At 57.1% G+C, this 25,900-nt stretch carries 21 protein-coding genes; 7 read left to right on the top strand and 14 right to left on the bottom strand.

Annotated features, from left to right (window positions below):
* Positions 1 to 199: 199 nt before the first annotated feature.
* From ACGHUK_RS11450 to ACGHUK_RS11390, 13 genes are all read right to left on the bottom strand, one after another.
* Positions 200 to 922: an ABC transporter ATP-binding protein gene (locus tag ACGHUK_RS11450; protein WP_097775012.1), complete on the bottom strand. Its 723-nt coding sequence runs from the start codon at positions 920 to 922 to the stop codon at positions 200 to 202.
* Positions 915 to 1,757, bottom strand: a complete 843-nt coding sequence (locus ACGHUK_RS11445) for an ABC transporter ATP-binding protein (protein ID WP_005943322.1) — start codon at positions 1,755 to 1,757, stop codon at positions 915 to 917. The genes ACGHUK_RS11450 and ACGHUK_RS11445 overlap by 8 nt, the downstream gene beginning before the upstream one ends.
* The gene (locus tag ACGHUK_RS11440) at positions 1,754 to 2,914 is read right to left on the bottom strand and encodes a branched-chain amino acid ABC transporter permease (RefSeq protein ID WP_390574348.1); all 1,161 of its coding nucleotides are present in this window, start codon (positions 2,912 to 2,914) and stop codon (positions 1,754 to 1,756) included. Before ACGHUK_RS11440 ends, ACGHUK_RS11445 begins: the two co-directional genes overlap by 4 nt.
* Complete coding sequence (locus ACGHUK_RS11435; protein ID WP_390574347.1) at positions 2,914 to 3,792, bottom strand: branched-chain amino acid ABC transporter permease; 879 nt, start codon at positions 3,790 to 3,792, stop codon at positions 2,914 to 2,916. Before ACGHUK_RS11435 ends, ACGHUK_RS11440 begins: the two co-directional genes overlap by 1 nt.
* A 174-nt stretch (positions 3,793 to 3,966) precedes the next feature.
* Positions 3,967 to 5,184, bottom strand: a complete 1,218-nt coding sequence (locus tag ACGHUK_RS11430) for an ABC transporter substrate-binding protein (protein ID WP_044953856.1) — start codon at positions 5,182 to 5,184, stop codon at positions 3,967 to 3,969.
* A gap of 269 nt (positions 5,185 to 5,453) precedes the next feature.
* Positions 5,454 to 6,671, bottom strand: coding sequence for a carboxynorspermidine decarboxylase (locus ACGHUK_RS11425; RefSeq protein ID WP_390574346.1), 1,218 nt, complete (start codon positions 6,669 to 6,671; stop codon positions 5,454 to 5,456).
* The gene (locus tag ACGHUK_RS11420; protein WP_005943308.1) at positions 6,671 to 7,930 is read right to left on the bottom strand and encodes a saccharopine dehydrogenase family protein; all 1,260 of its coding nucleotides are present in this window, start codon (positions 7,928 to 7,930) and stop codon (positions 6,671 to 6,673) included. The genes ACGHUK_RS11425 and ACGHUK_RS11420 overlap by 1 nt, the downstream gene beginning before the upstream one ends.
* A gap of 36 nt (positions 7,931 to 7,966) precedes the next feature.
* Positions 7,967 to 8,842: an agmatinase gene (gene speB / locus ACGHUK_RS11415; RefSeq protein ID WP_005943304.1), complete on the bottom strand. Its 876-nt coding sequence runs from the start codon at positions 8,840 to 8,842 to the stop codon at positions 7,967 to 7,969.
* Positions 8,842 to 9,699 carry a polyamine aminopropyltransferase gene (speE, locus tag ACGHUK_RS11410; RefSeq protein WP_044953854.1) on the bottom strand — a complete coding sequence of 286 codons (858 nt, stop codon included), beginning with the start codon at positions 9,697 to 9,699 and terminating at the stop codon, positions 8,842 to 8,844. The genes speB and speE overlap by 1 nt, the downstream gene beginning before the upstream one ends.
* 13 nt (positions 9,700 to 9,712) lie before the next feature.
* A complete protein-coding gene (locus tag ACGHUK_RS11405; RefSeq protein ID WP_097775018.1) occupies positions 9,713 to 11,179 on the bottom strand; it encodes an aminotransferase class I/II-fold pyridoxal phosphate-dependent enzyme in 1,467 nt (488 codons plus the stop codon).
* A gap of 1,194 nt (positions 11,180 to 12,373) precedes the next feature.
* Complete coding sequence (locus tag ACGHUK_RS11400) at positions 12,374 to 13,870, bottom strand: recombinase family protein (RefSeq protein ID WP_390574345.1); 1,497 nt, start codon at positions 13,868 to 13,870, stop codon at positions 12,374 to 12,376.
* Between the two features lie 193 nt (positions 13,871 to 14,063).
* On the bottom strand, positions 14,064 to 15,146 hold the full coding sequence (locus tag ACGHUK_RS11395) for an SGNH/GDSL hydrolase family protein (protein ID WP_097777018.1): 1,083 nt from the start codon (positions 15,144 to 15,146) through the stop codon (positions 14,064 to 14,066).
* Complete coding sequence (locus ACGHUK_RS11390; RefSeq protein WP_113621305.1) at positions 15,143 to 16,072, bottom strand: glycoside hydrolase family 113; 930 nt, start codon at positions 16,070 to 16,072, stop codon at positions 15,143 to 15,145. The genes ACGHUK_RS11395 and ACGHUK_RS11390 overlap by 4 nt, the downstream gene beginning before the upstream one ends.
* Before the next feature lie 273 nt (positions 16,073 to 16,345).
* Between ACGHUK_RS11390 and ACGHUK_RS11385 the strand changes: the two genes are divergently transcribed.
* Positions 16,346 to 17,458, top strand: coding sequence for an SGNH/GDSL hydrolase family protein (locus ACGHUK_RS11385; protein ID WP_097777016.1), 1,113 nt, complete (start codon positions 16,346 to 16,348; stop codon positions 17,456 to 17,458).
* Between the two features lie 161 nt (positions 17,459 to 17,619).
* On the opposite strand, the gene ACGHUK_RS11380 is transcribed toward ACGHUK_RS11385, so the two are convergent.
* On the bottom strand, positions 17,620 to 18,606 hold the full coding sequence (locus ACGHUK_RS11380; protein ID WP_097777015.1) for a LacI family DNA-binding transcriptional regulator: 987 nt from the start codon (positions 18,604 to 18,606) through the stop codon (positions 17,620 to 17,622).
* 410 nt (positions 18,607 to 19,016) lie between these two features.
* Between ACGHUK_RS11380 and ACGHUK_RS11375 the strand changes: the two genes are divergently transcribed.
* The 6 genes from ACGHUK_RS11375 to ACGHUK_RS11350 all read left to right on the top strand — a co-directional run bounded on the left by ACGHUK_RS11375 (position 19,017) and on the right by ACGHUK_RS11350 (position 25,882).
* Positions 19,017 to 20,429, top strand: coding sequence for an ABC transporter substrate-binding protein (locus ACGHUK_RS11375; RefSeq protein WP_097777014.1), 1,413 nt, complete (start codon positions 19,017 to 19,019; stop codon positions 20,427 to 20,429).
* 71 nt (positions 20,430 to 20,500) lie between these two features.
* Positions 20,501 to 21,448, top strand: a complete 948-nt coding sequence (locus ACGHUK_RS11370) for a carbohydrate ABC transporter permease (protein WP_005922707.1) — start codon at positions 20,501 to 20,503, stop codon at positions 21,446 to 21,448.
* Between the two features lie 16 nt (positions 21,449 to 21,464).
* Positions 21,465 to 22,319, top strand: a complete 855-nt coding sequence (locus tag ACGHUK_RS11365; protein ID WP_097777013.1) for a carbohydrate ABC transporter permease — start codon at positions 21,465 to 21,467, stop codon at positions 22,317 to 22,319.
* 116 nt (positions 22,320 to 22,435) lie between these two features.
* Positions 22,436 to 23,455, top strand: a complete 1,020-nt coding sequence (locus tag ACGHUK_RS11360) for a glycoside hydrolase family 130 protein (RefSeq protein ID WP_348816411.1) — start codon at positions 22,436 to 22,438, stop codon at positions 23,453 to 23,455.
* A gap of 68 nt (positions 23,456 to 23,523) precedes the next feature.
* On the top strand, positions 23,524 to 24,705 hold the full coding sequence (locus ACGHUK_RS11355; RefSeq protein WP_348816412.1) for an AGE family epimerase/isomerase: 1,182 nt from the start codon (positions 23,524 to 23,526) through the stop codon (positions 24,703 to 24,705).
* Positions 24,692 to 25,882 (top strand): glycosidase, encoded by a 1,191-nt coding sequence (locus tag ACGHUK_RS11350; protein WP_348816413.1) that lies wholly within the window; start codon positions 24,692 to 24,694, stop codon positions 25,880 to 25,882. Before ACGHUK_RS11355 ends, ACGHUK_RS11350 begins: the two co-directional genes overlap by 14 nt.
* Positions 25,883 to 25,900: the final 18 nt, after the last annotated feature.

The raw sequence follows: 25,900 nt of genomic DNA, 5'->3' as shown, positions 1-25,900 counted from the left end.
TCGGACGCACCCTGCCAAAAGCCACATGCGATAGCGATATGTACAGCAGGGAGTTCCCCACCGGAGAGAACTTCCTGTTTTTCGTTGTTTGCATGATGAGCCTGTTCCGCCTGCCATACTGAGGCATTTTTTTGCGTTATTTTTTCATGGAGCTGTTTTGCAGCAGCCCCTCTCTGCCGTTAGCGGTTCTTATAAAGTTTCAGGTGCGGTCAACGCGCTTTTTGCCGAGGTATGCGGCCTTGACCTGTTCATTGGTCAGCAGTTCAGCACCCGTGCCGGAAAGGGTCAGGGTACCGGTCTCCAGCACATAGGCGTAATCGGCCACCTTCAGGGCCATGTTGGCGTTCTGTTCGTTCAGCAGCACGGTGATGCCCTGCTGGTTCACGGTGCGGATGATATCAAAAATCTCCCGCACCACGATGGGTGCAAGGCCGAGGCTTGGCTCGTCCAGCATGAGCAGCTTCGGCTTGCTCATCAGGGCGCGGCCTACGGCCAGCATCTGCTGTTCGCCGCCGGAAAGGGTACCGGCGCTCTGCCAGCTGCGCTCCTTCAGGCGGGGGAACAGACTGTACACCCACTCAAGGTCTTTTTCGGTTTCGGCCTTATCCTTGCGCAGGTATGCGCCGATCTTCAGATTTTCCAGCACAGTCAGGTCGGCAAACACCCGGCGGCCCTCCGGCGACATGGCAATGCCGCTGGCCACGATCTGGTCGATGGGCTTGCCCAGCAGTTCCTGCCCGTTCCACAAAATGGAGCCGCTCTGTGCCTTTACGAGGCCGGAAATGGTGCGCATCAGGGTGGACTTGCCTGCGCCGTTGGCACCGATCAGGGTAACGATCTTGCCGTCCGGCACGTTCAGCGACACACCGCGCAAGGCCTGAATGCCGCCGTAGGAAACATGTAAATCCTTGATCTCAAGCATCTTCGTCCACCCCCAGATAAGCGTCGATCACTCGCGGGTCGTTCTGCACCTCGGCGGGCGTACCCTCGGCGATCAAGCGGCCAAAGTCCAGCACATAGACCCGGTCGGAAATATCCATCACCAGATCCATGTGGTGCTCGATCATGAACACGGTCAGTCTGAAATCGGTGCGGATGCGGTCAATAAAGGCGGTCAGTTCTTCGGTCTCCTGCGGGTTCATACCGGCAGCAGGCTCATCCAGCAGCAGCAGCTTCGGCTCGGTGGCAAGCGCGCGCGCGATCTCCACCCGGCGCTGCAGGCCGTAGGGCAGGCCAGTAGCCAGTTCATTGCGCACATCCTCAAGTCCAAGCACATGCAGCAGGTTTTCGCACTCCTCGCGCTGGCGCTTTTCCTCGTCTGCATTCAGCCGGAAGGTAGCGCTCAGCAGGTTGGCCGAGCGGCGGCAGTGCTTGGCGATGAGCACGTTCTCAAACACGGTCTGGCTCTTCCATAGACGGATATTCTGGAAGGTGCGGGCAATACCCATCTGGGTGATCTTATCGGGCGTGGGGGCGATCATGTGGGAATACTTGCTCGCGTTCTGGCCCTTATAGAGCTTTTTCATCTTGCCGTGGGGCGTGTTCTCAATGATCTTGCGTCCCTCGAACCACACCGCGCCGTTGGTGGGCGCATACACGCCGGTGACAACGTTGAACGCGGTGGTCTTGCCGGCACCGTTGGGGCCGATGAGGGAGACGATCTGATCTTTATCCACCTTCAGGTTCAGATTATCCACAGCCACCACGCCGCCAAACTGCATCGTGGCGTTTTCAATGGTCAATACGTTTTCACTCATTTGGAACGCGCCTCCTTTTTGGCAGTTTTTGCAGTGGATGCGGGCTTTTTCTGGAACAATTCACGGTCGCCCATGATGCCCTTGCGGAAGAACAGCACCACCGCCATAATGATGATGCTGAACACCACCATGCGGAAGCCGGAACGCAGCAGCGGCACACGGAAGCCGCCGATCCAGGTCTCGTTGTCGAGGAAGCGCAGCAGCCACTCGGAGCTGGCGATGAACAGGAAGGACGCGATGATGGAACCGGACACCGAGCCAATGCCGCCAATGACCACGATCAGCAGGATCTCGTAGGTCATGCTGGATTTGAAGGTGGTGGCCTGCACGCTGGCCTGATACATGGCAAGCATTGCGCCGGAGATACCGGCAAAGAAGCTGCTGATGATAAAGCTCATGCGCTTGTGGCTGGCAAGGTTGATGCCCATGGCTTCGGCAGCGATCTCGTCATCACGGATGGCTTTGAAGGCACGGCCATAGGTGGAGTTGATGAGCAGCAGAATGATGGCGATGCAGATGCCGGAGAAGAGGAAGGGCATCACGGTCTCCAGATGCAGGGTCGTGCCGCCCAGCGAAAGGTTGAAACTGGCAAAGCTGGTAAAGCCGTACAGAAGGTTGGAGCCGTTGGTCAGCGGGCCAAAGCCCTCGTAAACCACGGCGGCACGGATGATCTCGGCAAAGCCCAGTGTAGCAATGGCAAGATAATCGCTCTTGAGCTTCAGCACCGGCAGGCCGATGAGGAAGGCGAACAGAGCTGCGGTAAAACCGGCCAGGATCAGGCAGAACACAACACCCAGCAGCAGGCCGAAGCCGCCCAGAGGTTTGGAGAGCAGTTCCGGGATGGAGAAGCCGATGCCGCCGTTTGCATAGCGCTGATAGATGGACTTCTGCGAAGCGGCGGGAATGGTGAGGATGGCGTAGGTGTAGGCACCCAGCAGCATAAAGCCTGCCTGACCCAGACTGAACAGGCCGGTAAAGCCGTTCAGCAGGTTCATGGAGACAGCCACCAGTGCATAGATGGCACCCTTGCGCAGCACGGTGAGCAGCATGGAGGGCACAAAGCTCAGGTTATCCAGTGCAAGCAGCACCACCAGCAGAGCGGCCAGCGCCAGTGCGGCCCGGAGATAGATGCGTTTTTTCTCTTGTTTCATGGTCATCACACTTTCTCGGTCAGGTTTTCACTGAACAGGCCGGTAGGCTTGACGGCCAGCACCACAATCAGCAGTGCAAAGGTGAACGCATCACTGAAGGTGGTAGCGCCTGCACCTTTAATAAGGCTCTCGCAGATGCCGATGATGAAGCCGCCGATCACCGCACCGGGAATGGAACCGATGCCGCCGAACACCGCAGCCACAAAGGCTTTCAGGCCGGGCATCGCACCCACAGTGGGGGTGACTGCCGTGTAGTTGGAAAAATACATCATGGAGCCGATGGCCGCAAGAAAGCTGCCCACCGCAAAGGTAAAGGAGATGACATTGTTGATCTTGATACCCATCAGCTGAGCGGTCTCAAAATCGCGGGAAGCGGCGCGCATGGCCATGCCGATCTTGGTCTTCTGGATCAGGGTAACAAGTGCTGCCACCAGCACAATGACGAGGAACGGCGTTACCACCGTCACTCGCTTGGTCTGGCAGCCCAGCACCATGACGGTGTCGCTGATCCACGGCAGGGCAGGGTACTGCTTGGCCAGACCGCCGGTGACATACCACATCGAGTTCTGCAAAAGGTAGGACATACCGATCGCGGAGATCATTACCGACATGCGCGGCGCGGTGCGCAGGGGCTTGTAGGCGATCTTTTCCACTGCGATGCCCAGCAGTACCGTTGCCACCACCACCAACGGGATGGAAATGGTCAGCGGAAGGGAAGCAGTAGCGTACACCATCAGAAAACCGGCTACGGTAAAGATATCGCCGTGGGCAAAGTTGATCAGGCGCAGGATGCCGTACACCATCGTGTAGCCAATGGCAATCAATGCATACTGGCCGCCCACCGAGATACCTGCCAGCAAATAGGGCAGAAACTTTGCAGCCATAAGGGGGACCCTCCATTTCTTACAACTTTTAATAAAATAAACTCCTCCAGTCACCTCCGGTGACAGCCCCCTCCCAGAGGGAGCCAAACCTGCCGGAAGGCTACAAAAAGGCTCCCTCGTTGAGGGAGCTGGCAACGCCGTCAGGCGTTGACTGAAGGAGTTTACAGGTTCAAATCAGCCTTCCACGCTCTGAGTCTTGACGAACTCAAATGCGCCGTCGGCAGCTTTCTTGATGTAAGCCATATCCTTGTTGGCATCACCGGTGGTCTGGTCAAAGGTGATGTTGCCGGTCACGCCGTCGTAGTTTACGCCGTACAGAGCATCGCGGATGGCGGTGCCGTCGGTGCTGCCTGCTGCCTTGATGGCTTCCAGAGCCACCATGTAGCCGTCGTAGCCCAGTGCAGAAACAGCTGCCACGATGTCATTGCCGCCGTTGTTGGTCAGCTTCTGGCTGTCGGCGTTCAGCCACTCCTTAAAGCCGGTCACGAACTCCTTGGCTGCGCCGGAATCATCGTTCTCATCAAAGAAGGTGGAGCAATACACCTGCACGCTGGTGCCCTTCTGGGCATCCAGAATAACGCTGGACTCCCATGTGTCGCCTGCGGTAATGGGTTTGTCGAAGCCTGCAGAAGCAGCCTGTGTGATGATCTGGGCGGCGTAGGTGGTGGCGCAGGGAGCAAAGATCACATCTGCACCGGCGTTGATGGCGTTCTGGATGTAGGCGGAGAAGTCCGAGGTGCCCTCGGGGAACTGCTCGCTGGTAACAGTGCCGCCCAGATCCTCAAAAGCGTTGACGAAGTAGGTGGCCAGACCGGAGCCGTAGTCCTCGCCCAGCATGCTCAGCACGTAGGCGTTGGCAGCACTGAACTCATCCTTTGCAAAGTTTGCCATGACCGAGCCCTGGAACGGGTCAAGGAAGCAGACACGGAAGTAGTAGGGGTTGGCCTCAGTCACGGCGGGGTTGGTGCAGGAGCAGCCAATGGCCGGGATGGAAGCGGACTGGAAGGTGGGAGCGGCTGCAATGGAAACACCGGAGCCGTAGCTGCCCAGCACGATGGAGACTTTCTTGGAGACCAGCTCCTGTGCAGCAGTCACGGCCTTATCGGTGCTGGACTGGTTATCCACTTCCACCAGCTCCACGTTATAGGTCTCACCGCCGATCTCCACGGTGGGAGCAAGGCTGTTGGCATACTCGACACCCAGCACTTCCTGCTTGCCGCCTGCGCCGTTATCACCGGAAGCCGGTTCAAACACGCCGATCTTAATGGTCTTGCCGCCTGCAGAAGAGCCGCTTGCGGAACCGCCAGAAGAAGAGCAGCCTGCCAAAGCTGCTGCTGCGGCGGTGATGCCTGCCGCTTTCAGGAAATCACGACGCGAAATGAATGCTTTCATAAGAATTGCCTCCTCTATTATTTCTTGACACTTTCCCAGATAAAACAAGAAAAACCCGCAACGGCGCAGTGATCCTCAGATCCTGCATCGTTGCGGGTTTCTTAGCATTGTTTTAGCACATGAAAAGGAACTTGTCTAGGCTGAATATGAATTTTTTTAAATTTTCGTCAGATGATAAAAAGAAACTGTACTTGAACAGCGTGCATTTTGGGCGGTTTTGATACAGACTGTCTTTTGAATGAATACAGATTTGCCGTAAGGGTCGTACTTTAATCCGCTGCACGTCCCAGCCGCATCTTGAAATCGCTGTAGCCGAACTTCACCAGCTCCCGGCAGGTGCCGTTTTCGTCCATTGCCCAGATGGGCGGCAGCGGCATCCCGTTGAAGGTGTTGTTCTTGCAGGTGGTGTAGATGGCCATATCGCCGAAAATGAGCCTTTGCCCCTCGGTGAGCGGGGAGGCAAAGCTGTAGTCGCCCACCACATCCCCGGCAAGGCAGGTGGGGCCGCCAAGGCGGATGAGGTACGGCTTTTCGCCGGGGTCCCCGGCATCCATCAGCGGCGGGCGGTAGGGCATCTCGATCACATCCGGGGTGTGGCAGGCCGCAGACATGTCCAGAATGGCAAGGCTCGTCTCGCCATTTTGCAAAGTATCCAGCACAGTGGTAACAAGATACCCGGCGTTCAGCGCCCATGCTTCGCCCGGCTCCAGATACACCTGCACGCCGTACTTTTTCTGTGTTTCGGTAATGCACTGTTCCAGCGTGGCAAGGCGGTAGCCGGGGCGGGTGATATGGTGCCCGCCGCCAAAGTTGAGCCACTTCATCCGGGGCAGAAGCCCCCCGAACTTTGCTTCCACCGCCGCCAGCGTCAGGGCCAGTGCATCGGCATCCTGCTCGCACAGGGTGTGGAAGTGCAGTCCGTCCAGTAATTCGGGCAGGGCCGGGTCTGCCTGCACGGCGGCATCCCACTGGGCGCGGGTGGTGCCAAGGCGGCTGCCCGGGGCGCAGGGGTCGTAAATTGCATGGCCTTCCTGCGTGGAGCACTCCGGGTTCAGCCGCAGGCCCACGCTCTTGCCCGCCGCCTTTGCTGCCGGGCCGAACTTTGCCAGCTGGCTGGGCGAATTGAACACGATGTGGTCGGCGTACTGCAGCAGCTCCGCGAACTCGTCTGCCCGGTAGGCCGCGCAGAACACATGGTTCTCTTTTTCCGGCAGCTCTTCTTTGCCAAGGCGGCTCTCGTACAGGCCACTGGCCTCGGTGCCCGCCAGATAAGGGGCCAGCACCGGGTAAACATTAAAGTTGGAAAAAGCCTTCTGCGCCAGCAGAATTTTGCAGCCGGTGCGCTGCTGCACCCCCAGCAGAAGTTCGCCGTTGCGGCGCAGCTGCCCTTCGTCCAGCAGGTAGCAGGGGGTGGGCAGAGAGGCAAGCGCTTCCCAAGAAAGGTTTGTAAGGCCCGCAAAGGGCGGGCGGGTATCGGCCAGCCGCATCAGTCCACCAGCGCCGGGCTGTGGCTCTCGGAACGGGGCAGGCCGTACTTGTCCAGAGCGTCCAGATACGGGTCCGGATCAAACTCTTCCACAGTGTGCACGCCCTTGGTGGTCCACTTGCCGGTGAGCAGCATCAGTGCGCCGCACATGGCCGGTACGCCGGTGGTGTAGCTGATGGCCTGAGAGCCGACCTCCTTGTAGCACTCCTGATGGTCGCACACATTATAAATATAGTAGGTCTTTTCCTTGCCGTCCTTCTTGCCGGTGAAGATGCAGCCGATGTTGGTCTTGCCCTTGGTGCGGGGGCCAAGGCTGGCGGGGTCCGGCAGCAGAGCCTTGAGGAACTGGATGGGCACGATCTCCTGCCCGTTGAAGTTGACCGGGGTGGTGGACAGCATGCCCACATCCTCCAGACAGCGCATGTGGTCGAGATAGCTCTGGCCAAAGGTCATGAAGAAGCGGATGCGCTTTGCCTCCGGGATGTTCTTGGCAAGGGACTCGATCTCCTCGTGGTGCAGCAGGTACATATCCTTGTCGCCCACCTGATCGAAGTTGTATTCCCGCTTGATGCTCATAGCCGGGATCTCCACCCAGTGGCCGTTCTCCCAGTAGCTGCCGGGAGCGGACACCTCGCGCAGATTGATCTCCGGGTTAAAGTTGGTGGCAAAGGCATAGCCGTGGTCGCCGCCGTTGCAGTCCAGAATATCAATGGTGTCAATGGTGTCGAACTCGTGCTTTTTGGCGTAGGCGCAGTAAGCCTGGGTCACGCCCGGGTCGAAGCCGCTGCCCAGCAGGGCGGTCAGGCCGGCTTCCTCAAACTTCTTTGCGTAGGCCCACTGCCAGCTGTAATCAAAGTAGGCGGAGAAGCCTGCTTCCTTGCAGCGCTTCTCGTAGATGGCACGCCACTCCGGGTCGTCGGTGTTCTCCGGCTCGTAGTTGGCGGTGTCCATATAGTTTACGCCGCAGGCAAGGCAGGCATCCATGATGGTCAGGTCCTGATAGGGCAGGGCAATGTTCATCACGAGGTCGGGCTGATAAGCCTTGATGAGGGCGATCACCTCGTCCACCTTGTCGGCATCCACCTGTGCGGTGGTGATCTTGGTAGCGGTTTTGGGGGCCAGTTCTGCAGCCAGCTTGTCGCACTTGGACTTGGTACGGCTGGCGATGCAGATCTCGGTGAACACCTCGGGTACCTGACAGCACTTGTGGATGGCAACGGAGGCCACGCCGCCGCAGCCGATGATCAGAACTTTGCTCATGATTTTTCTCCTTTATGTCAATGTGTGCAAATTCGGTCAGACCTGAAAGCCGGGCCAGCCCTTGTCCAGCGCGATCAGCGTTTCGCGCAGCACCTTGCAGGCGGTGGCGGTGGAAACGCCGGTGGTATCCAGCGTGGGAGCCAGCTCGTTGAGGTCTGCGGCTACGATGTTGGCTTTCGTCACGGTGCGGATGGCATCCAGAAGCTGCAAAAAGCTCACGCCGCCGGCTTCGGGCGTGCCGGTGCCGGGGAAGCAGGAGGGGTCCAGACAGTCGAGGTCGATGGTCAGGTAGACGGGCACCTTGCTCTCGCACAGCTGTTCCGTCAGCTCAGCAAGGCCGGTAAAATCGAATTTGTGCATCTCGGTGTGCTGGGCTGCAAACTCGAACTCGGCGCGGTCGCCGCTGCGGATGCAGAACTGATGGATGCGGCCATCACCCACCAGCTCATGGCAGCGGCGCAGCACGCAGGCGTGGCTCAGCTTTGCACCAAGGTAGTCGTCCCGCAGGTCGGCGTGGGCATCAAAGTGCACGATGTGCAGATCCGGATATTTCTTCACAGCAGCCCGCACGGCACCCAGCGTCACCAGATGTTCACCGCCCAGCAGCAACGGGAACTTGCCGTCCTGCAGGATCTCCTCTGCGCGGGCTTCGATGTCCGCAAGGGCGCTCTCGCTGGAGCCGAAGCACAGCTCCAGATCGCCGCTGTCGAAGATGTCAAAATCGGTCAGGTCGGCATTCTGGTAGGGGCTGTAGGTCTCCAGACCATAGCTTTCGTGTCGGATGGCCGCCGGGCCGAACCGTGCGCCCGGGCGGTAGCTGGTGGTGGAATCGTAGGGCGCACCGTACAGCACGATGCTGGCGGCGCGGTAGCTGCTGTCACAGCCGATGAAGTTTTCAATGTTGGGTTGCATCAGTGTTCCTCCACTTCCCGCAGCATTTCCTCAAGGAATGCCGGCAGGTAAAATGCGCCGACATGCAGCCGGGCGGTGTAATAGCGGGTGCGCATGTTCAACGCCTTCCATGCGTCTGCATCCAGATCATCGATGGGATGATACTTTTTGCTGGCAAAGCCGAACAGCCAGTACCCAGCCGCAAAGGTGGGAATGTGTGCCTGATACACTCGGCTGATGGGGAAGGTGGACGCAATGCGCTTGTGGCTGCGCTGCATGGCGCTGGCATCCTCGGCATAGAAGGGGCTGCCCTGCTGGTTCACCATGATGCCGTCCGCTTTCAGGGCATTGAAGCAGCTGCCGTAGAACTCGCGGGTGAACAGACCCTCGGATGGGCCGAAGGGATCGGAGGAGTCCACAATGATGAGGTCGTACTCCTCCTCGCAGCGGCGGATATACTTGAGGGCGTTCTCAAAATAGATGTGCACCCGGCGGTCATCCATGCGGCAGGCGTTGCTGGGCAGGAAGGCGCGGCAGGCTTCCACCACCTGCGGGTCCATCTCCACAAGGTCGATGCGCTCCACCCGGTCGTAGCGGGTCAGCTCCCGCACCACGCCGCCGTCACCGGCACCGATGACAAGGATGTCTTTTGCCTGCTTGTGCACCGCCATGGGCACATGCACGATCATCTCGTCATAGATGAATTCGTCGCGCTCGGTCAGCATCACATTGCCGTCCAATGTGAGCACCCGGCCAAACTCCGGCGTTTCAAAAATATCGATGCGCTGGTAATCGCTCTGCTTGGAGTAGAGCTGTTTGTTCACCCGGATGCTGTGCTTCACGTCCGGGGTGTGAAACTCAGAAAACCAAAATTCCATCTGCATTCCCTCCTTATGCCAGAACGTTCAGCCGCTCGATGTCCGGGTCCTCGGGGCCGGTCATGCTGCAGCCCTTGGCCTTGGCGTACTCGATGTAGTTCAAAATTTCCTTGGTGATGCGCTCGCCCGGGGCCAGAATGGGAATGCCCGGCGGGTAGCACATGACGAACTCGCTGCACACCATGCCCTCGGTCTCCCGGAGGGGCAGGCTCTTTTTGGGGGCATAGAAAGCCTCCTGCGGGCTGGCAGCCACAACGGGGTCGATGTATTCCTGACTCAGCAGGCCGGAGCCATCGGTCTGGTAGCGGCGCTTGATCTCGGCCAGCGCGCTGACCAGACGCTCCACCTCCTGCGGGCGGTCGCCGATGGAAAGATAGGCAAGGATGTTGCCAATGTCGCCGAACTCGATCTGGATGTCGTACTCATCGCGCAGGATGTCGTACACCTCAATGCCTGCAAGGCCGATATCCAGCGTGTGGACGCTGAGCTTGGTGGTATCAAAGTCAAAAACGGAGTCGCCGTTGCACAGCTCCTTGCCAAAGGCGTAGTAGCCGCCCACGGCGTTGATCTCCTCGCGGGCATACTCGGCCATGTCGGCCACTTGGTGGAATACCTGCCGCCCGCGCTGCGCAAGGTTGCGGCGGGAGATATCCAGACTGGACATGAGCAGGTAGCTGCCGGAGGTGGTCTGGGTCAGGTTGATGATCTGCCGCACATAGCCCGGGTGCACATTGGGGCCGATGAGCAGCAGGCTGGACTGCGTTAAACTGCCGCCGCTCTTGTGCATGGAGACGGATGCCATATCAGCCCCTGCCGCCATGGCAGACACCGGCAGGCCGCCGCCAAAGTAGAAGTGGGTGCCGTGGGCTTCGTCCGCAAGGCAGAGCATCCCGGCATCGTGGGCCATTTTTACGATGGCGCGCAGGTCAGAGCAGATGCCGTAGTAGGTGGGGTTATTCACCAGCACAGCCACAGCATTCGGATGCTCTTTAATGGCCTTTTCCACCTGTTCCCGCTTCATGCCCAGCGAGATGCCAAGGCGCTTGTCCACCTCGGGGTTCACATATACCGGCACCGCACCGCACAGTACCAGTGCGTTCAGCACACTGCGGTGCACATTGCGGGGCAGAATGATCTCATCGCCGCGCTTGCAGGCGGTAAGCACCATGCTCTGCACACTGCTGGTGGTGCCGCCCACCATGAGGAACGCGTGGGCAGCGCCAAAGGCATCTGCGGCCAGCTCCTCTGCTTCCCGGATGACCGATACCGGGTGGCAGAGATTATCCAGCGGCTTCATGCTGTTCACATCCACGCCCACGCACTGCTGGCCCAGAAAGGCGGTCAGCTCCGGGTTGCCGCGGCCTCGCTTGTGGCCGGGCACATCAAAGGGCACCACCCGCATTTTGCGGAACTGTTCCAGCGCTTCATAGATGGGCGCACGGTTCTGGTTCAGCCGGAACCGTGTTCGGTTCTCACTCATGTTTTTCCTCCGTCCCTGATCCCGATGCAAACAAAAAAGCGCAAGTACCGCACAAAAAGTGCAGACTTGCGCTTTGAAAAGCATTTGAATGCGCCGCCAAAGACCCCCGGAAGAAACACCAGAGTACAAAGGCCGCTTCGCATGATTCAAAAAGACGGGATTATGAGAGTCTATATAGCAATTCTGCTTTTACTGCTCTTTATTGACCGTTTCACAAGTCTGCACACTGACTGCGCAATTTCATGGTTGTAAAGGAACCAACTTATAAAATTTGAGCTGCTACACTCAATCAATAATGGCGGCTGTGCCGCCGGTCGGCAGTGGACCCGGCTGTCCGTATGGCCTTAGCCCCGCTGGGCGGTCCATGGTAAATTGCTTTGAAAAGACTCTGCTATGCTTTGTCTCTCAAAATCAAATGTGATTTTATCATGCACAGAAAGCGTTGTCAATGATTTTTTTGAAGAAAAATTTAAAAAATCAATGCACAGAGTACCAACCTGAATACCGTTGCAAAATATTACGATGCACGGTACACGATGGTTACTACGGTTCTTATTGTTCTGCTGATCCTTGCACTGCAGGAGATCGTCCTGCTGAACGGTGCCGCAGCTGTTCGGATCCATCCTCGAGAGGGAGACTTAAGATGCCGGGCAAAACAAAAAACCAGCGTAATTTCTACGCTGGTCCTTTTGGTGGGCGCGGGTGGTTGTCGAGAGCCGCGCATCTAAAAAAGCCCCGCAAAAAGCCCCGCAGGGGCTTTTTTGCTCGCCGGACTATTCGGCGGGCCGATGCTGTTCGAATCCACCCGCCCGGTGAGTTTAGCCTTGTCGCAAAACAAAAAACCAGCGTAATTTCTACGCTGGTTCTTTTGGTGGGCGCGGGTGGATGTCGCGAGCCGCGCATCTAAAAAAGCCCCGCAGGGGCTTTTTTGCCCTCCGGACTATTCGGCGGGCCGATGCTGTTCGAATCCACCCGCCCAGTGAGTCTGGCTTTGCAGCAAAACAAAAACCTCAGCGTGCTTTCATACGTTGAGGTTTTTTTGGTGGGCGCGGGTGGATGTCGCGAGCCGCGCTGCTAAAAACAGCCCACCGGGCTGTTTTTGCGCCATCTTCAGCGATGTCGCCGCAGCTGTTCGAATCCACCCTCGAGAGTGAGACTTAGGATGCCGGGCAAAACAAAAACCTCAGCGTACTTTCATACGTTGAGGTTTTTTGGTGGAGCGAAGCAACCCAAATCCGAACCATTGCCCTCTGGGGCATCTTTGGCGGCGATTTCATCGAAAGTGATGGTTTTTGTGCCGTCTTTGTAGTTGAATGTAATCAAAACTTTTTCATCATAGAGATAAACAACGTTCACGAACGTGTTGATAAGCGTTTCCCGGTGGCTTTTCACGTTCGGGTCGAGCTTGCGAAAGTTGGTGAGCCAAAATTTCACAAAATCTGCGCTGACTTTCGGTTTCGCCAGCTTTTCTTCCGCGATGCGAATTTCCAACTCTTTCTGCTGAGCCTCCAACTTTTCCAAGCGTCCTTTGGTCGAGCTGGTCAGTACACCTGCCTGAATCGCATTTAACAGATTCTCGATGCCGTTCTCTATATCCTTCATCTGCTTTTCCAGCAGGGGCAGCACCGTGTTCTCCTGTTCTTGAAGAATCATCACCGCATCCACGATAGACTGGATGCAGTCATCGTCATGAATCATCTTCATGGTTTCGCAGACTACCAGATCTTCCAGCCACTCTTTGCGGACGGTCTTTTTCTTGCAGGTCTTGGTGCGCTTGGCATTAGCACATTTATAATAATGGTGGACGTTCTTATTTCGACTCGTTCCGCACTCGCCGAACATCATCGCGCCACACATTCCACAGAACAGCTTGGTCGTCAGCAAATAATCGTCCTCCGCTTTGTGCCGAGCCGGAGCGCGGCGGTTTTTGGCGATTTTATCCTGCACACTATCGAACAGTTCTTTCTCAATGATAACCGGGATGCTGTCCGGCATCACAATGTCCTTAAAACGGTTCTCGCCGATATAACGGCGGTTTGTCAGCAAGGTCTGAATACTGTTATAGGTAAACTTCTGGTTGCGGTTGGTGGTCACGCCGCTGTCGTTCAGCCAGTTCATCAGTTCTTTCATGGTCGCGCCATCGTTGTACCGCTGAAAGGCTTCTACCACAAAGGGGGCTTTCAAAGGATCGATCTGGAAGAACTTTTCCTCGTCTACCGTATAGCCAATGGGAATCGTGCCGCCGTTGTACTTGCCCTTCAGAACATTCTCGGTCATGCCGCGCACGACTTTTTCAGAAAGCTCTGCGGAATAGTATTCAGCCATGCCGGTGAGCATACTCTTGACCATAATACCTGCTGGGCCTTCCGAAATTGGTTCAGTAGCCGACACCAGCTTGACATGGTTTCGCTCCAACTGGTACTCATAGTGTGCCGAATCATAACGGTTTCGGGCAAAGCGGTCAAGTTTCCAGACCAGCACAATGTCAAACAGCCGTTTCTCGCTGTCTTTAATCATCTGCTGGAACTCCGGACGATTGTCCGTTTTGGCAGAGAGTGCACGGTCAATATAGTGCTTGATGACTGTGATGCCGTTCTTCTCTGCATAGGCCGTGCACTCACGAATCTGGCCTTCGATGGATTCTTCACGCTGGTTGTCGCTGGAATAGCGGGCGTAAATTACGGCGGTCATGGCAGGCACCTCACTTTACACATCATAGAACGGCAGTGCGTTCATTCAAAACATTGTTTCGTATAATGTATATACCATATTCTATAAGAATTTGCAATACATTTTAGATGAAAAAGTGAGACACTATATCCAGAGAGGCTTTTAGGTCGATACATATGAATAGTGGTGGTTATCACGGTGATAACCACCACCATCACCCCGTAACGATCAGTGCCATCAGATAAAACTCAGTCGCATCGGGCGTGTCGGTCGGCAGAATCGTCAACTCCACGGTGTGTGTTCTATGTTCCCCGTGGTGCAGGATAGGCTGCAAATACAGGCAGTCGCCCCAGTCCTCGTCAAAGTTACCGTCCAGCAGAACAGGGTAGGCGGCGTCGCCGTCCAGAACCAGCTGCGCCCGCAGCGCCGGGCGGCGGATGGTCTTGCGGTACTGCACTGCAATGCAGGAGGCATCCACTTCAAAGGTGATTTTGTCGCCGGGCTTCTGGCCCACCCAGCCGTTTTTCCAGTGGTCCAGATGCCCCAGCTTTTCCTCCGGGTCTGCCCGGAAGCCCTCCAACTTGGGGGAGAGTTCCCGGATGGTCAGCCGCCGGGCGTTTTCGTAGGCGTTGGCGGTGAGCGGTGCCGGGAAGGCAGGCTCCTGCTCCGGTTCTTCCCGGTGGGCGTTGACCGCCTCCAGCAGCTTGATGATCTCCCCCGCCACCAGACCGTGACCGTAATCGTTTGGGTGCAGTCCATCAGGGCTGAGCAGGGTGCGGCTGGCATACTTACCGGCACGCAGATCCTTGTAAATGCTGTCCCGGATGCTGACATGTGGCACGCCGTAGTGGTCGCCCACGGCGTTGTGCTCGTCCTGTGCGGTGGCTCCGGTATCGTAGTATACGTTATTCAACAGTACCACCGCCGGGTGGGAGGGCCATGCAAGCAACTTGCGGACAACACCCTCGTAAGTCTCCTGCCGGAAGGGAACTTCCAGATCGTTGACGCTGAAATCCACCACTACGAAATCTGGCTGGTACATCAGCACATCGGTCACGGCACGGGCAACGCCGTACAGAGAATCTGTGCCGCCGATGCCGCCGTTGACGTAGTGGAACTTCGACTGCGGAAAGGTATCCACGAACCACTGGTACACCCGGAACGCATAGGCGTTGCCGGGCTGGGTGGAAAGGCTGCCCTGCGTGATGGAACCGCCCAGAAAACCGAGGGTCAGTTCCTGCCCTGCTGCTGCACGGCGAAGCAGTTCTTTCAAGCGAGCAAAATTGGACGTGTTCATTCTAAAACTTCTCCCTGATATGCACTATGGATAATTTTTGCTGCTGGACGTCCGGACACGGCATAGGCGCTGGCGGTTCCGGAGTCAGCAGGCCAGTCCCACACGCCAAAGCCCATGACCCACGGACGCTTGGCGCAGGCGGAAAACATGGCACTATACCAATCGGCCTGTTCCAGATCGTTCCGTGTTCCCTTCAGCTCCCAGTTGTTGGGCACGGCAGAAGAACCGGTGATGTTCATGCAGCCTGCCTCGCTGAAGAGGACGGGCTTTTTGTATTTTTTGCTCACTGCCTCGATGCGGTCCAGCTGGTTTTCCCAGTCCTTCAGGGGGTAGTAGCCGCTGGAAGCGATGCAGTCTACCGCATCCCACCAGTTCACATGGTCCTCGCCGTATTTATCGCAGTTATAGCTCACCGGTCCGTGATATTGCTGCCGCACAGCGGCAATGAGAGCACGCCACTCTGCTTCCCGGTGCTCGGTCATGGTCATTTCGCACCCGGTCAGGAACAGCCCGCAGCCTTCGGCTTCGGCAAGAGCAGCGTAGTGGGTCTGGAAGGCGGTGTAGCTGGCAAACCATCTGCCCCACTGGGTCTCGCAGGGCACATCGTGGTCAAAAAAGCTGATGCGCGCCCGCCACACGCCGTTGGCGCAGTTGACGGTAGGCTTCAACGCCACCTGCAAGCCCAACTGCTTGGCAAAGCGGATGGCACCGCATAGCTCCTCGTCTGTGGGGGTGGCATTAGTGTTCCAGTTGATTTCCTCACTATAAGGGTCAGATTGTATTCCAGAGGGCGACAGAATGACCCAGTTGGCGGCGGTAGCTTCCACCATAGTTGCCATACTGCGGTGGGCGTTCTCGCTGCTCAACACGCCTCTGTGGGGAAAGGGTGCAAAGTTCACCCCGTAAAAGTTGTGTTCGTGCTCCATGACATTTTCCTCGTCTTTTTTCAAAAATCAACGTCAGATTGCACAATAAGTATAGTGCAGTTTTGGCAATTCGGTCAATATGCTGCTTCATTTTCAGCGTATGGCACAAGGAGAGGGGCAAAGCACTGGTCAACCTGACCCGAAAAAAGCCCCTACACCGGGAGGTGCAAAGGCTAAACTAAATTTTAGGTTTTATTTAGCTTACAGATTTAGCTTGCGATTTTGGGTGGAATCTGCTATGCTTCGGGCAAAACCAACGGGAGGGAACGGAAAATGGAGCAACTTACAACCGCAGCGCTGACCCAACTGCCGCAGGTGCGGGCACTGGGGCGGCACACCGGGCGTGACCCGCTGACCCTGTTCTGGACAGCCAGCGGCATAGAACTGGAATTTACCGGCAGTGAGCTGTGGGTGGATCTTTTCGCCGATTATGAAGTGGTAGAGCCGTGGGTCAGCGTGGAACTGAATGGCGCATGGGTGGCACGGTTTGCCGTGAACCCCGGCAAAAGCCGGGTGTGCCTGTTCCGGGGCATGACGCCGGGCAAGGCGAAGCACGTCCGGCTGCTGAAGGATGTGCAGGCCATGCACGATGACCCGGCGCACCTGCTGCAGATCACCGGGCTGGAATATGCAGACGGCGAATTTCTGCCCCTGCCGGAGCCGGTTTATCGGCTGGAATTTGTGGGGGACAGCATCACCAGCGGAGAGGGTGCCATCGGAGCCAAACCGGAGGAGGACTGGGTGGGAGCCTTTTTCTCGGCAGAAAACCACTACGGTCGCCTGACTGCCGATGCGCTGGGTGCCGAATACCGCTGCATCTCGCAAAGCGGCTGGGGCATCGTGTCTGGATGGGACAACGACGTGCGCCACATCCTGCCGCCCTACTACACCCGGGTGTGCGGCGTAGCCATGGGACAGCGTAACGCCGCCCTTGGTGCACAGCAGGAAAACGATTTTGCCGCATGGCAGCCGGATGCCGTCATCGTCAATCTAGGCACCAACGACACCGGCGCATTCGATAACCCGCCATGGACAGACCCTGCCACCGGCAAGCCCCACCAGCTGCGGCGGCTCTCCAACGGAGACTTCCATCCTGCGGACGCCCAAAAGGTGGCAAACGGTGTGCAGCATTTTCTGACCCTGCTCCGGGCAAAGAACCCCGGGGCAAAGCTGGTGTGGTGCATCGGGATGCTGGGCAGTGAGCTGCTGCCGGTGCTGCGACAGGGCGCGGAGCAGTACAAAGCCATTACCGGAGACAACTCTGTTTATCTGCTGGAGCTGCCCAACACCACACCGGAAACGGTAGGTGCCCGGCAGCACCCCGGCGCAGAAAGCCACCGGCAGGCGGCAAAGGTTCTGACTGCCTTTTTGAAAACGATCCTCTAAAAGTGAAAACGGGATACCGGAGCGTCCGCAGACGCTCCGGTATCCCAAAATACAAACTATATTTTCCACTGAAGATGGCCAGAGCAAAGCGGCGGCCATTCAAAATAGTACCATAGTAAAAGGGTTGCTGCACGAAGGTTTGTGCAGCAACCCCTTTTTTATCAGGTAGATTCTCTTCTTACAAAGCCGCCGGGCACGATGACGGTGGGGGCAACGGCAGGCTTATGCGCCATTTTGCGGCGCAGCTGCGCCACCACCGTTTTTGCCATGCCGTCCAAGTCCACCCGGTAGCTGGTCAGCTGGGGGCTGCAGATGGTGGAATAGCGGTAGTCATCGTAGCCGGTCACTGCCACATCCTGCGGCACACGGTAGCCGTTGCGCTTGAGGGTCTCCACCAGATTGTAGGCCACCTCGTCGCAGTTGCAGACAAAGGCTTCCGGCATCTCGTGAGGCAGGGTGAACGGAATAAAGAGCCCTCGGTCGTCCCGATCCTCCAGCCGCCAGTCGTCCCGGATGGGCAGCCCGGCGCGGAGCAGGGCTTTGACATAACCCAGATAGCGGTCCATGATGGAGCTGGTGGACAGCACACTGCCCACAAAACCGATGTTCCGCCGCCCGGTGGAGATGAGATGCTCGGTCATCATATAGCTGCCGCTGGTGTTATCGCTGAGCACGCAGTCGGCGGCAATGGCATCATCGTAAAAATCCAGCAGCATAAAGGGCACGCCCGTCTGCACCGCTGTGGCAAGGTAGCGGCGGCTGATCTCGCCCATAAAGATGAGGCCGTCCACCTTGCGGTTTACAAGGAAGGAGGGCATATTGCAGCTTTTTTCTGCCTGCGGCAGAACGATCTCCATCAGCACCGAGATGTCCTGCTCGGCGGCGCATTTAAGCACCGCCCGGTACAGATTGGAATAAAAGGCGTTCTCGTTGAAAAAACGATCTGCCACCAGAATACCGATGCTCTCGCCGCCGGGCTGTGTATGCGCCCGGGCAGGGGGCTGATAGCCCATCTCCTCGGCAACGGCAAGGATCTTTGCCCGCATCTCGGCGCTGACGCCTTCTTTGCCTGCCAGACCCTTGGAGACGGACACGGTGCTGATGCCCAGCCGCTGCGCGATATCGGCCATGCGTACTGCTTTTGCCATGTTCCTGACCAGCTTTCTTCTTTCATTTTAGAATGAGGTAAATAACGTTCCGGTTAACTTTATGGTTAGCATAGCAGTTTTTAGTCGTTTCGTCAATGAAAAGCCAGTTAAAAAGTGCAAAATCAGCCTTAGGCTAAGCGATCTTTAAGTTAATTTTATTGTAAAAAGTTAATTAAATTATTATTTTAAGTTCAAAATCCGTGATGTATCCCGGATTTACAGGTCAGTTTTCACAAGAAAATTGCCGAATTGCCACCAAAACACCGAATCTTTTTGGTAATATTGACAGTGAATCTCAAAAGGAATATACTTAAACCACAGAAAGCGAAGGATAACAGTTAGCTAATCAAAGCTAAATTTAGCTTTCGCAAAACGGAAAAGGGCTCCACAAAAAGAAGGAGGATATCCCTATGCGTAAGATCAATCGCCGCAATTTCCTGAAGGTCACTGGTGTGTTGGCCGCAGCCTCTGCTCTTGCCGCCTGCGGCGGCAGCAGCACTTCTACCGCCGGCTCCACCGGCAGCACCGCTGGTTCCGCTGCCAGCGCAGACGGTGCAAAGGCTTACAATGAGCTGACCGTGGGCACCGACAACACCGACCTGAAGGCTGACCTGAAGATCATCAGCCACCGTACCGACCTCATCGATGACGGCACCTTTGACGGCTACGTTGCCGCATTCCAGAAGCTGTATCCCAACATCACCATCAAGTACGAGGGCATCACCGACTATGCCAACGACATGACCACCCGTCTGACTTCCAACGACTGGGGTGATCTGTGCATGATCCCCACCAACATCCCCCTGACCGAGTTGGGCGACTACTTTGAGCCTCTGTGCGCACTGAGCGACATTGAGAACGATTACAACTTCGCTTCCAACCGCGCTTATAACGGCAGCGTGTACGGCATCCCCTCCACCGGCAATGCACAGGGCATCATCTACAACAAGAAGGTTTTTGAGGCTGCCGGCATCACCACCCTGCCCAAGACCCCGGACGAGTTCCTGGATGACCTGCAGAAGATCAAGGACTACGATCCTTCCATTGATCCCCTGTACACCAACTACGCCGCCGGCTGGACCATGACCGCATGGGATGCTTACACCAGCGGCGGCGCAACCGGTGACCCGGACTGGATGAACATTACCATGCCCCAGACCAAGGATCCGTTCCAGAAGGGCATTCTGGGTGCGGACGATATGGGTCCCTACGCTGTGTACTACATCCTGTACGAAGCAGTGAAGCGCGGTCTGACCGAGGCCGACCCCACCACCACCGACTGGGAGGGCTCCAAGCCCCGCATCAATAACGGCCAGATCGGTGCCATGGTTCTGGGCAGCTGGGCCATCGTGCAGATGCAGGCCGCCGGTGACCACGCCGACGACATTGGCTATATGCCGTTCCCCATCACCGTCAAGGGTACCCAGTACGCCAGCGCAGGTGCAGATTACTGCTACGGTGTGAACAAGAACACCACCGATGACAAAAAGCTGGCTGCCATGCTCTACATCAAGTGGCTGACCGAAAGCTCCAACTTTGCTTATGATCAGGGCGGTGTGCCGGTGCTGAAGAGCCAGGAATACCCCGATACCCTGAAGGCATTTGACGGCATCGACCTGGTCGAGGATGCCCCCGCCCCCGCAGAGCTGGCAGACCTTGCCACCGAGGTGCAGCAGGAGGCTGAGCTGATGCTGAATGCCGACCAGACCCACGTCATGCGTGTGGTGGAGGCTGGCATCAACGGCGACGAGACTCTGGACGACATCGTGGCCGACTGGAACGCCGCATGGGACGCAGCTGTGGATGCTTGCGCACCGCAGTAAGCGATCTATCATTATAAATCAGCAGGGCGGGCCCGTGTCCGCCCTGCTTTTGGTGAAAGGAGGTCTTTTACATGGCATCTTCCGCAACCGTATCCGCGCCTAAAAAGCGCAAGAGCTTCAGCGAATACTTTCACAGTATGCGTGGCCAGCAGCTCATCGTCACGCTGGTGTTCCTGTTCGTTCCGCTGGTGCTGCTGTTCATGTTTACCTATCTGCCCTTCTTCAAAATGGTGGAGTTCAGCTTCTTCAAAATGAAGTACATCGGCAGACGTACCTTTGTGGGTCTGCAGAACTACATCTCGGTCTTTACCCGCAAAGACTGCTTCCACGCTCTGAGCCTGAGCCTTTACTACATGGTAGGCTCCGTGGTGCAGATGGCGCTGGCGCTGCTGTTTGCCACCATCCTGAGCTTCAAGTGCAAGGGCAGCAAGTTCTTCCGTGGTGCACTGTACTTTCCCTGCCTCATCTGCGGCATCTCGGTGGGCTTCATCTTCAAGTTCTTCTTCACCCACGGCTTTGTGCTGGATACCCTGCTGAGCTGGGTGGGCTTCAACGTAGATAAGCTGCCCTTCTGGCTCCGGGATGAGTCCATCAACAACGTCGTGCTGGTGGCCTGCTCCATCTGGAAATACATCGGCCAGAACATCGTCATGTTCATCGGTGCTATCGCTTCTGTGGACCCCGTGCTGTACGAGGCTGCTGAGATCGACGGTGCCAACGCATGGCACCGCTTCAAGGACATCATCCTGCCCTCCATCAGCACCATCGTGGTGCTGAACCTCATCATCTCGGTGTCCGGCGCACTGTCCGCCTTCGAGATGCCCTATGTTGTCACCGGCGGCGGCTTCAACACCTCCACCTACTTCGTGGTCATGGATAAGATCGCCCATACCGACCAGAAGGTGGGTCTTGCATCCGCCATGGCTGTGGTTCTGCTGCTGCTCATCGTGATCGTCACCTACGCCCAGAAGGCTGTGGAAAAATGGCTGGAAAACCGCAGCAGCGGCGTAACCAAGTGAAAGTGAGGCAGAACGTATGAACGAAACCACTGCGATCAAGACCAAACGTGTTCTGATCAACATTTGCAAATATGCGCTGCTCATCTTCGCTGCCTTTGTGGCACTGGTGCCCATCGTATCCTGCATCTTCACCGCCTTCAAAAGTGAGGAAGAGTACGCCAACACCAACGTTATCACCCCGCCCAAGAGCTGGCTCAACTTCGATAACTTCATCACCGCATGGAACAAGGCCAACATGGGCGAGGCGTTCCTGAACAGCTTTATCATCCTGATCTGCGTGTTGGCGGGCAGCATTATGATCAGTGCCATGCTGGCTTATGTGCTGAACCGGTTCAAGTTTCCCGGCAACAAGCTGATCCGCAACCTGTTCACCATCGCCACCCTGATCCCCGGCATCGCCTCGCAGGTCACGGTGTACCAGATCATGACGGCTCTGCATCTGGTGAACTCCATGCCCGGCTACATCATCCTGATGATGGGCACGGACGTTATCACCATCTATATCTTCCTGCAGTTCTTCGAGAACCTTTCCCCCACGCTGGACGAAAGCGCCATTCTGGATGGCTGCACCTACTTTGGTGTGTTCTTCAAGATCCTGCTGCCCCTGCTCAAGCCCGCCATCGTCACCAGCGCCATCCTGAAGGGTGTGTCCACCTACAACGAATACTACATGGCAAACCTGTACCTGCAGGATAAGACCAAGTATCAGGTGGTGGCCACCTCGCTGTATGTGTTCTCCGGCCCCATGGGCAACCAGTACAACTACATCTGCGCCGGTGTCATCATCACCATCATCCCCGCCCTCATCGTGTTCCTGCTGTGTCAGGATCAAATCTACAGCGGCATGGCTGCCGGTGCGGTGAAAGGCTAAAATCGCTATCCACTTTTTCTCCTTCATCATCTGCTGCTTCTCCCGGCTTCTGTGCAGGGAGCCGGGAGAGTGTGGCAGAAAAGAACAACAACCTTCTATTACAGGAGTTTTTGATTATGAGCAACGTAAAAATGTTCTGCGACGCCCTGCCCAACATTCCTTGGCAGGAAAAGCCCGCCGATGCCACCGGCCCGGTGTGGCGGTACAGCGAGAACCCCATCATCGACCGCAACCCGGTGGAGGGCGTGGCCCGCATCTTCAACAGTGCGGTCGTGCCGTACGAGGGCAAGTTCATTGGCGTGTTCCGCGGCGAGCAGGTCAACGGTGTGCCCTACATCTATCTGGGCCACAGCGAGGACGCCATCCACTGGACCTTCGACAAGGACAAGATTCCCTTCGTCAACGAGAAGGGTGAGCCATTCATGCCGGTGTATGCCTACGACCCCCGTCTGGTGAAAGTCGAGGACACCTACTACATCATCTGGTGTCAGGATTTCTACGGTGCGTCCATCGGCATTGCCAAGACCACCGATTTCAAGACCTTTGTCCGCATCGAGAATCCGTTCATTCCCTTCAACCGGAATGCGGTGCTCTTCCCCCGCAAGATCAACGGGATGTACACCCTGCTCAGCCGTCCGTCCGACAGCGGCCACACCCCCTTCGGTGACATCTTCCTGAGCCAGAGCCCGGATATGGAGTTCTGGGGCCGTCACCGCCATGTGATGAGCAAAGGCTCCAACTGGTGGGAGAGCGTGAAGATCGGCGGCGGTGCAGCTCCCATCGAGACCAGCGAGGGCTGGCTGCTGTTCTACCACGGTGTCACCGGCACCTGCAACGGTTTCGTGTACTCCATCGGCGGTGCCATTCTGGACAGGGACGAGCCCAGCAAGGTGCTCTACCGGTGCGGCAACTTCCTGCTGACCCCGGAAAAGTGGTATGAGGAGCGCGGCTTCGTGCCCAACGTCTGCTTCCCCTGCGCCACCCTGCAGGATGCCGACACCGGCCGCATCGCCCTCTATTATGGCTGCGCTGACAGCTATGTCGGTCTTGCCTTCACCACCGTGGACGAGGTGGTGGATTACATCAAGGCCCACGATAACGCAGGCCCCACCGACCACGAGGTCGGCATCCGCTGATACAATGGAGCCTGTCCCGGTCATCCGGGGCGGGCTCGTTTTGGTAAAACAGGGAGGGGGATTTTCCCATGCCAAAGATCAAACAGGCAGCAGAAGAAATGCTGCTGCAAACCATCATTCCCTTCTGGAAAGGGCTGCGGGACGAGGAAAACGGCGGCTTTTACGGCTACATGGATTTTGACCTGAAGCTGGACAAACAGGCCGAAAAAGGCTGCATCCTGAACAGCCGCATTCTGTGGTTCTTCTCCGAGGCTGCCATGCTGACCGGCCGGGCAGACCTTGCCGAGGATGCCCGCCACGCCTACCAGTTTTTCACCGAGCATTGCTATGACGTGGAAAACGGCGGTGTGTACTGGAGTTGCGACTACACCGGCAAGCCGCTGGACACCACCAAGCACACCTACAATCAGGGCTTTGCTATCTATGCCCTTTCCGCCTACTACCGGCTGACCGGCAAACAGGCTGCGCTGGACCGTGCAAAAGAGATCTTCCATATCATCGAGCAGCACTGCACCGACAGCGAGGGCTATCTGGAAGCCTTTACCATCGACTGGAAGCCGGAGAGCAACGAAAAGCTTTCCGAAAACGGCGTCATGGCGGCAAAGACCATGAACACCCTGCTCCATGTGTTCGAGGGTTACGCCGGGCTTTATCAGGCCAGCCGCGACCCGGAGGTGGAAAAGGCCCTGCGCCGCATTCTGGATATCTACGAGCACAAAATTTACTCCCCGGAGCTGCACCGGCAGCTGGTGTTCTTTGATGCGCACTATAACTCCATCATCGACCTGTACAGCTACGGCCACGATATCGAGTCCAGCTGGCTCATCGACTGGGGCTGCGATTTACTGGGCGATGCAGCGCTTTCCAAGCGCATCCACGCCATCAACTCCGACCTTGCTGCCCACATCTACAAGGAAGCCTACATTGACCACTCGGTGGTCAACGAGTGCGAGCGCGGCAAGGTGAACACCACCCGTGTGTGGTGGGTGCAGGCTGAGTCCGTACTGGGCTTCGTGAACGAATACAACAAGAGCGGCGATGCAAAATACCGGGATGCCGCCGCCGATATTTACCACTACATCTGCAACGTGATGGTGGACAAACGCCCCGGCAGTGAATGGTTCTGGGAGGTGGACGCAGACGGAAAACCGTCCAGCCGCAAGCCCATCCTTGAGCCGTGGAAGTGCCCCTACCACAACGGCAGAATGTGCATGGAACTGATAAGGAGGAACCCCGATGTCACAGTCTAAACTGCATCCCGAATACCTGCGCCAGAAGGCGCTGCAGGACGCTTATCTGGTACGCAAGAACAAAAAGACCGATTTCTACAACGGCATCTATGACCGCTGGGAAAACCCGGTGCTGACCCGGGAGAGCATCCCGCTGAGCTGGCGGTTCGATTTGAACCCGGAAACCAACCCCCACTTCATGGAGCGTCTGGGTGTGAACGCCGTGTTCAACTCCGGTGCCATCAAGCTGAACGGCAAGTATTACCTTGTGGCACGCATCGAGGGCAACGACCGCAAGAGCTTTTTCGGCGTAGCGGAGAGCGACAGCCCGGTGGAGGGCTTCCACTTCTGGGAAAAGCCCATTCTGCTGCCGGATACCTGCCCGGAGGAGACCAACGTCTACGATATGCGCCTGACCCAGCACGAGGATGGCTGGATCTACGGTGTGTTCTGCTCTGAGAGCAAGGATACTTCCGTCAACGACCTGTCCGCTGCCGTGGCTGCGGCAGGCATCGTCCGCACCAAAGACCTCAAGACTTGGGAGCGTCTGCCGAACCTTGTCACCAAGCGCAGCCCCCAGCAGCGGAATGTAGACCTGCTGCCAGAGTTCGTCAACGGCAAGTACGCCTTCTACACCCGCCCCATGGATGATTTCATCGACACCGGTTCCGGCGGCGGCGTAGGCTTTGGTCTGTGCGAGGACATCACCCACGCCGTCATTGACGAGGAAATCATCACCAGCCCCCGCCGCTACCATACCATCACCGAGGCAAAGAACGGCGAGGGTGCCACCCCCATCAAGACCGAAAAGGGCTGGCTGCACATCGCCCACGGCGTGCGGAATACCGCCGCCGGGCTGCGGTACGTCATTTATGTGTTCGTTACCGCACTGGATGACCCCAGCAAGGTGATCGCAGAGCCGTCCGGCTTCCTCATCGCACCCCGTGACTGGGAGCGGGTGGGCGACGTTTCCAACGTCGTGTTCACCAACGGTGCTATTGCGGACGATGACGGTAGCGTATATATTTATTATGCAGCCAGTGACACCCGCCTGCATGTGGCTTCTACCACCATCGACAAGCTGCTGGACTTTGCGTTCAACACGCCTGCCGACCCCCTGCGCAGTGTGGATTGCGTGAAGCAGCGCTGCGACCTGATCGACAAAAATCTCGAATATCTCCGGAGCATCGGGGAGTAATTCCCGCCCCGCTCCCCC

It is taken from the genome of Faecalibacterium sp. i25-0019-C1 (assembly GCF_042854225.1).
In the GTDB taxonomy this organism is placed as follows: domain Bacteria; phylum Bacillota; class Clostridia; order Oscillospirales; family Ruminococcaceae; genus Faecalibacterium; species Faecalibacterium taiwanense.
The sequence above is the reverse complement of the archived record's forward strand: the minus strand, read 5'-3'. Positions and strand labels throughout refer to the sequence as shown.

Coding starts and splice junctions, on each gene's coding strand:
- ACGHUK_RS11450 (WP_097775012.1), bottom strand. CDS start 922: ATGCTTGAGATCAAGGATTTACATGTTTCCTACGGCGGCATTCAGGCC.
- ACGHUK_RS11445 (WP_005943322.1), bottom strand. CDS start 1,757: ATGAGTGAAAACGTATTGACCATTGAAAACGCCACGATGCAGTTTGGC.
- ACGHUK_RS11440 (WP_390574348.1), bottom strand. CDS start 2,914: ATGACCATGAAACAAGAGAAAAAACGCATCTATCTCCGGGCCGCACTG.
- ACGHUK_RS11435 (WP_390574347.1), bottom strand. CDS start 3,792: ATGGCTGCAAAGTTTCTGCCCTATTTGCTGGCAGGTATCTCGGTGGGC.
- ACGHUK_RS11430 (WP_044953856.1), bottom strand. CDS start 5,184: ATGAAAGCATTCATTTCGCGTCGTGATTTCCTGAAAGCGGCAGGCATC.
- ACGHUK_RS11425 (WP_390574346.1), bottom strand. CDS start 6,671: ATGCGGCTGGCCGATACCCGCCCGCCCTTTGCGGGCCTTACAAACCTT.
- ACGHUK_RS11420 (WP_005943308.1), bottom strand. CDS start 7,930: ATGAGCAAAGTTCTGATCATCGGCTGCGGCGGCGTGGCCTCCGTTGCC.
- speB (WP_005943304.1), bottom strand. CDS start 8,842: ATGCAACCCAACATTGAAAACTTCATCGGCTGTGACAGCAGCTACCGC.
- speE (WP_044953854.1), bottom strand. CDS start 9,699: ATGGAATTTTGGTTTTCTGAGTTTCACACCCCGGACGTGAAGCACAGC.
- ACGHUK_RS11405 (WP_097775018.1), bottom strand. CDS start 11,179: ATGAGTGAGAACCGAACACGGTTCCGGCTGAACCAGAACCGTGCGCCC.
- ACGHUK_RS11400 (WP_390574345.1), bottom strand. CDS start 13,870: ATGACCGCCGTAATTTACGCCCGCTATTCCAGCGACAACCAGCGTGAA.
- ACGHUK_RS11395 (WP_097777018.1), bottom strand. CDS start 15,146: ATGAACACGTCCAATTTTGCTCGCTTGAAAGAACTGCTTCGCCGTGCA.
- ACGHUK_RS11390 (WP_113621305.1), bottom strand. CDS start 16,072: ATGGAGCACGAACACAACTTTTACGGGGTGAACTTTGCACCCTTTCCC.
- ACGHUK_RS11385 (WP_097777016.1), top strand. CDS start 16,346: ATGGAGCAACTTACAACCGCAGCGCTGACCCAACTGCCGCAGGTGCGG.
- ACGHUK_RS11380 (WP_097777015.1), bottom strand. CDS start 18,606: ATGGCAAAAGCAGTACGCATGGCCGATATCGCGCAGCGGCTGGGCATC.
- ACGHUK_RS11375 (WP_097777014.1), top strand. CDS start 19,017: ATGCGTAAGATCAATCGCCGCAATTTCCTGAAGGTCACTGGTGTGTTG.
- ACGHUK_RS11370 (WP_005922707.1), top strand. CDS start 20,501: ATGGCATCTTCCGCAACCGTATCCGCGCCTAAAAAGCGCAAGAGCTTC.
- ACGHUK_RS11365 (WP_097777013.1), top strand. CDS start 21,465: ATGAACGAAACCACTGCGATCAAGACCAAACGTGTTCTGATCAACATT.
- ACGHUK_RS11360 (WP_348816411.1), top strand. CDS start 22,436: ATGAGCAACGTAAAAATGTTCTGCGACGCCCTGCCCAACATTCCTTGG.
- ACGHUK_RS11355 (WP_348816412.1), top strand. CDS start 23,524: ATGCCAAAGATCAAACAGGCAGCAGAAGAAATGCTGCTGCAAACCATC.
- ACGHUK_RS11350 (WP_348816413.1), top strand. CDS start 24,692: ATGTCACAGTCTAAACTGCATCCCGAATACCTGCGCCAGAAGGCGCTG.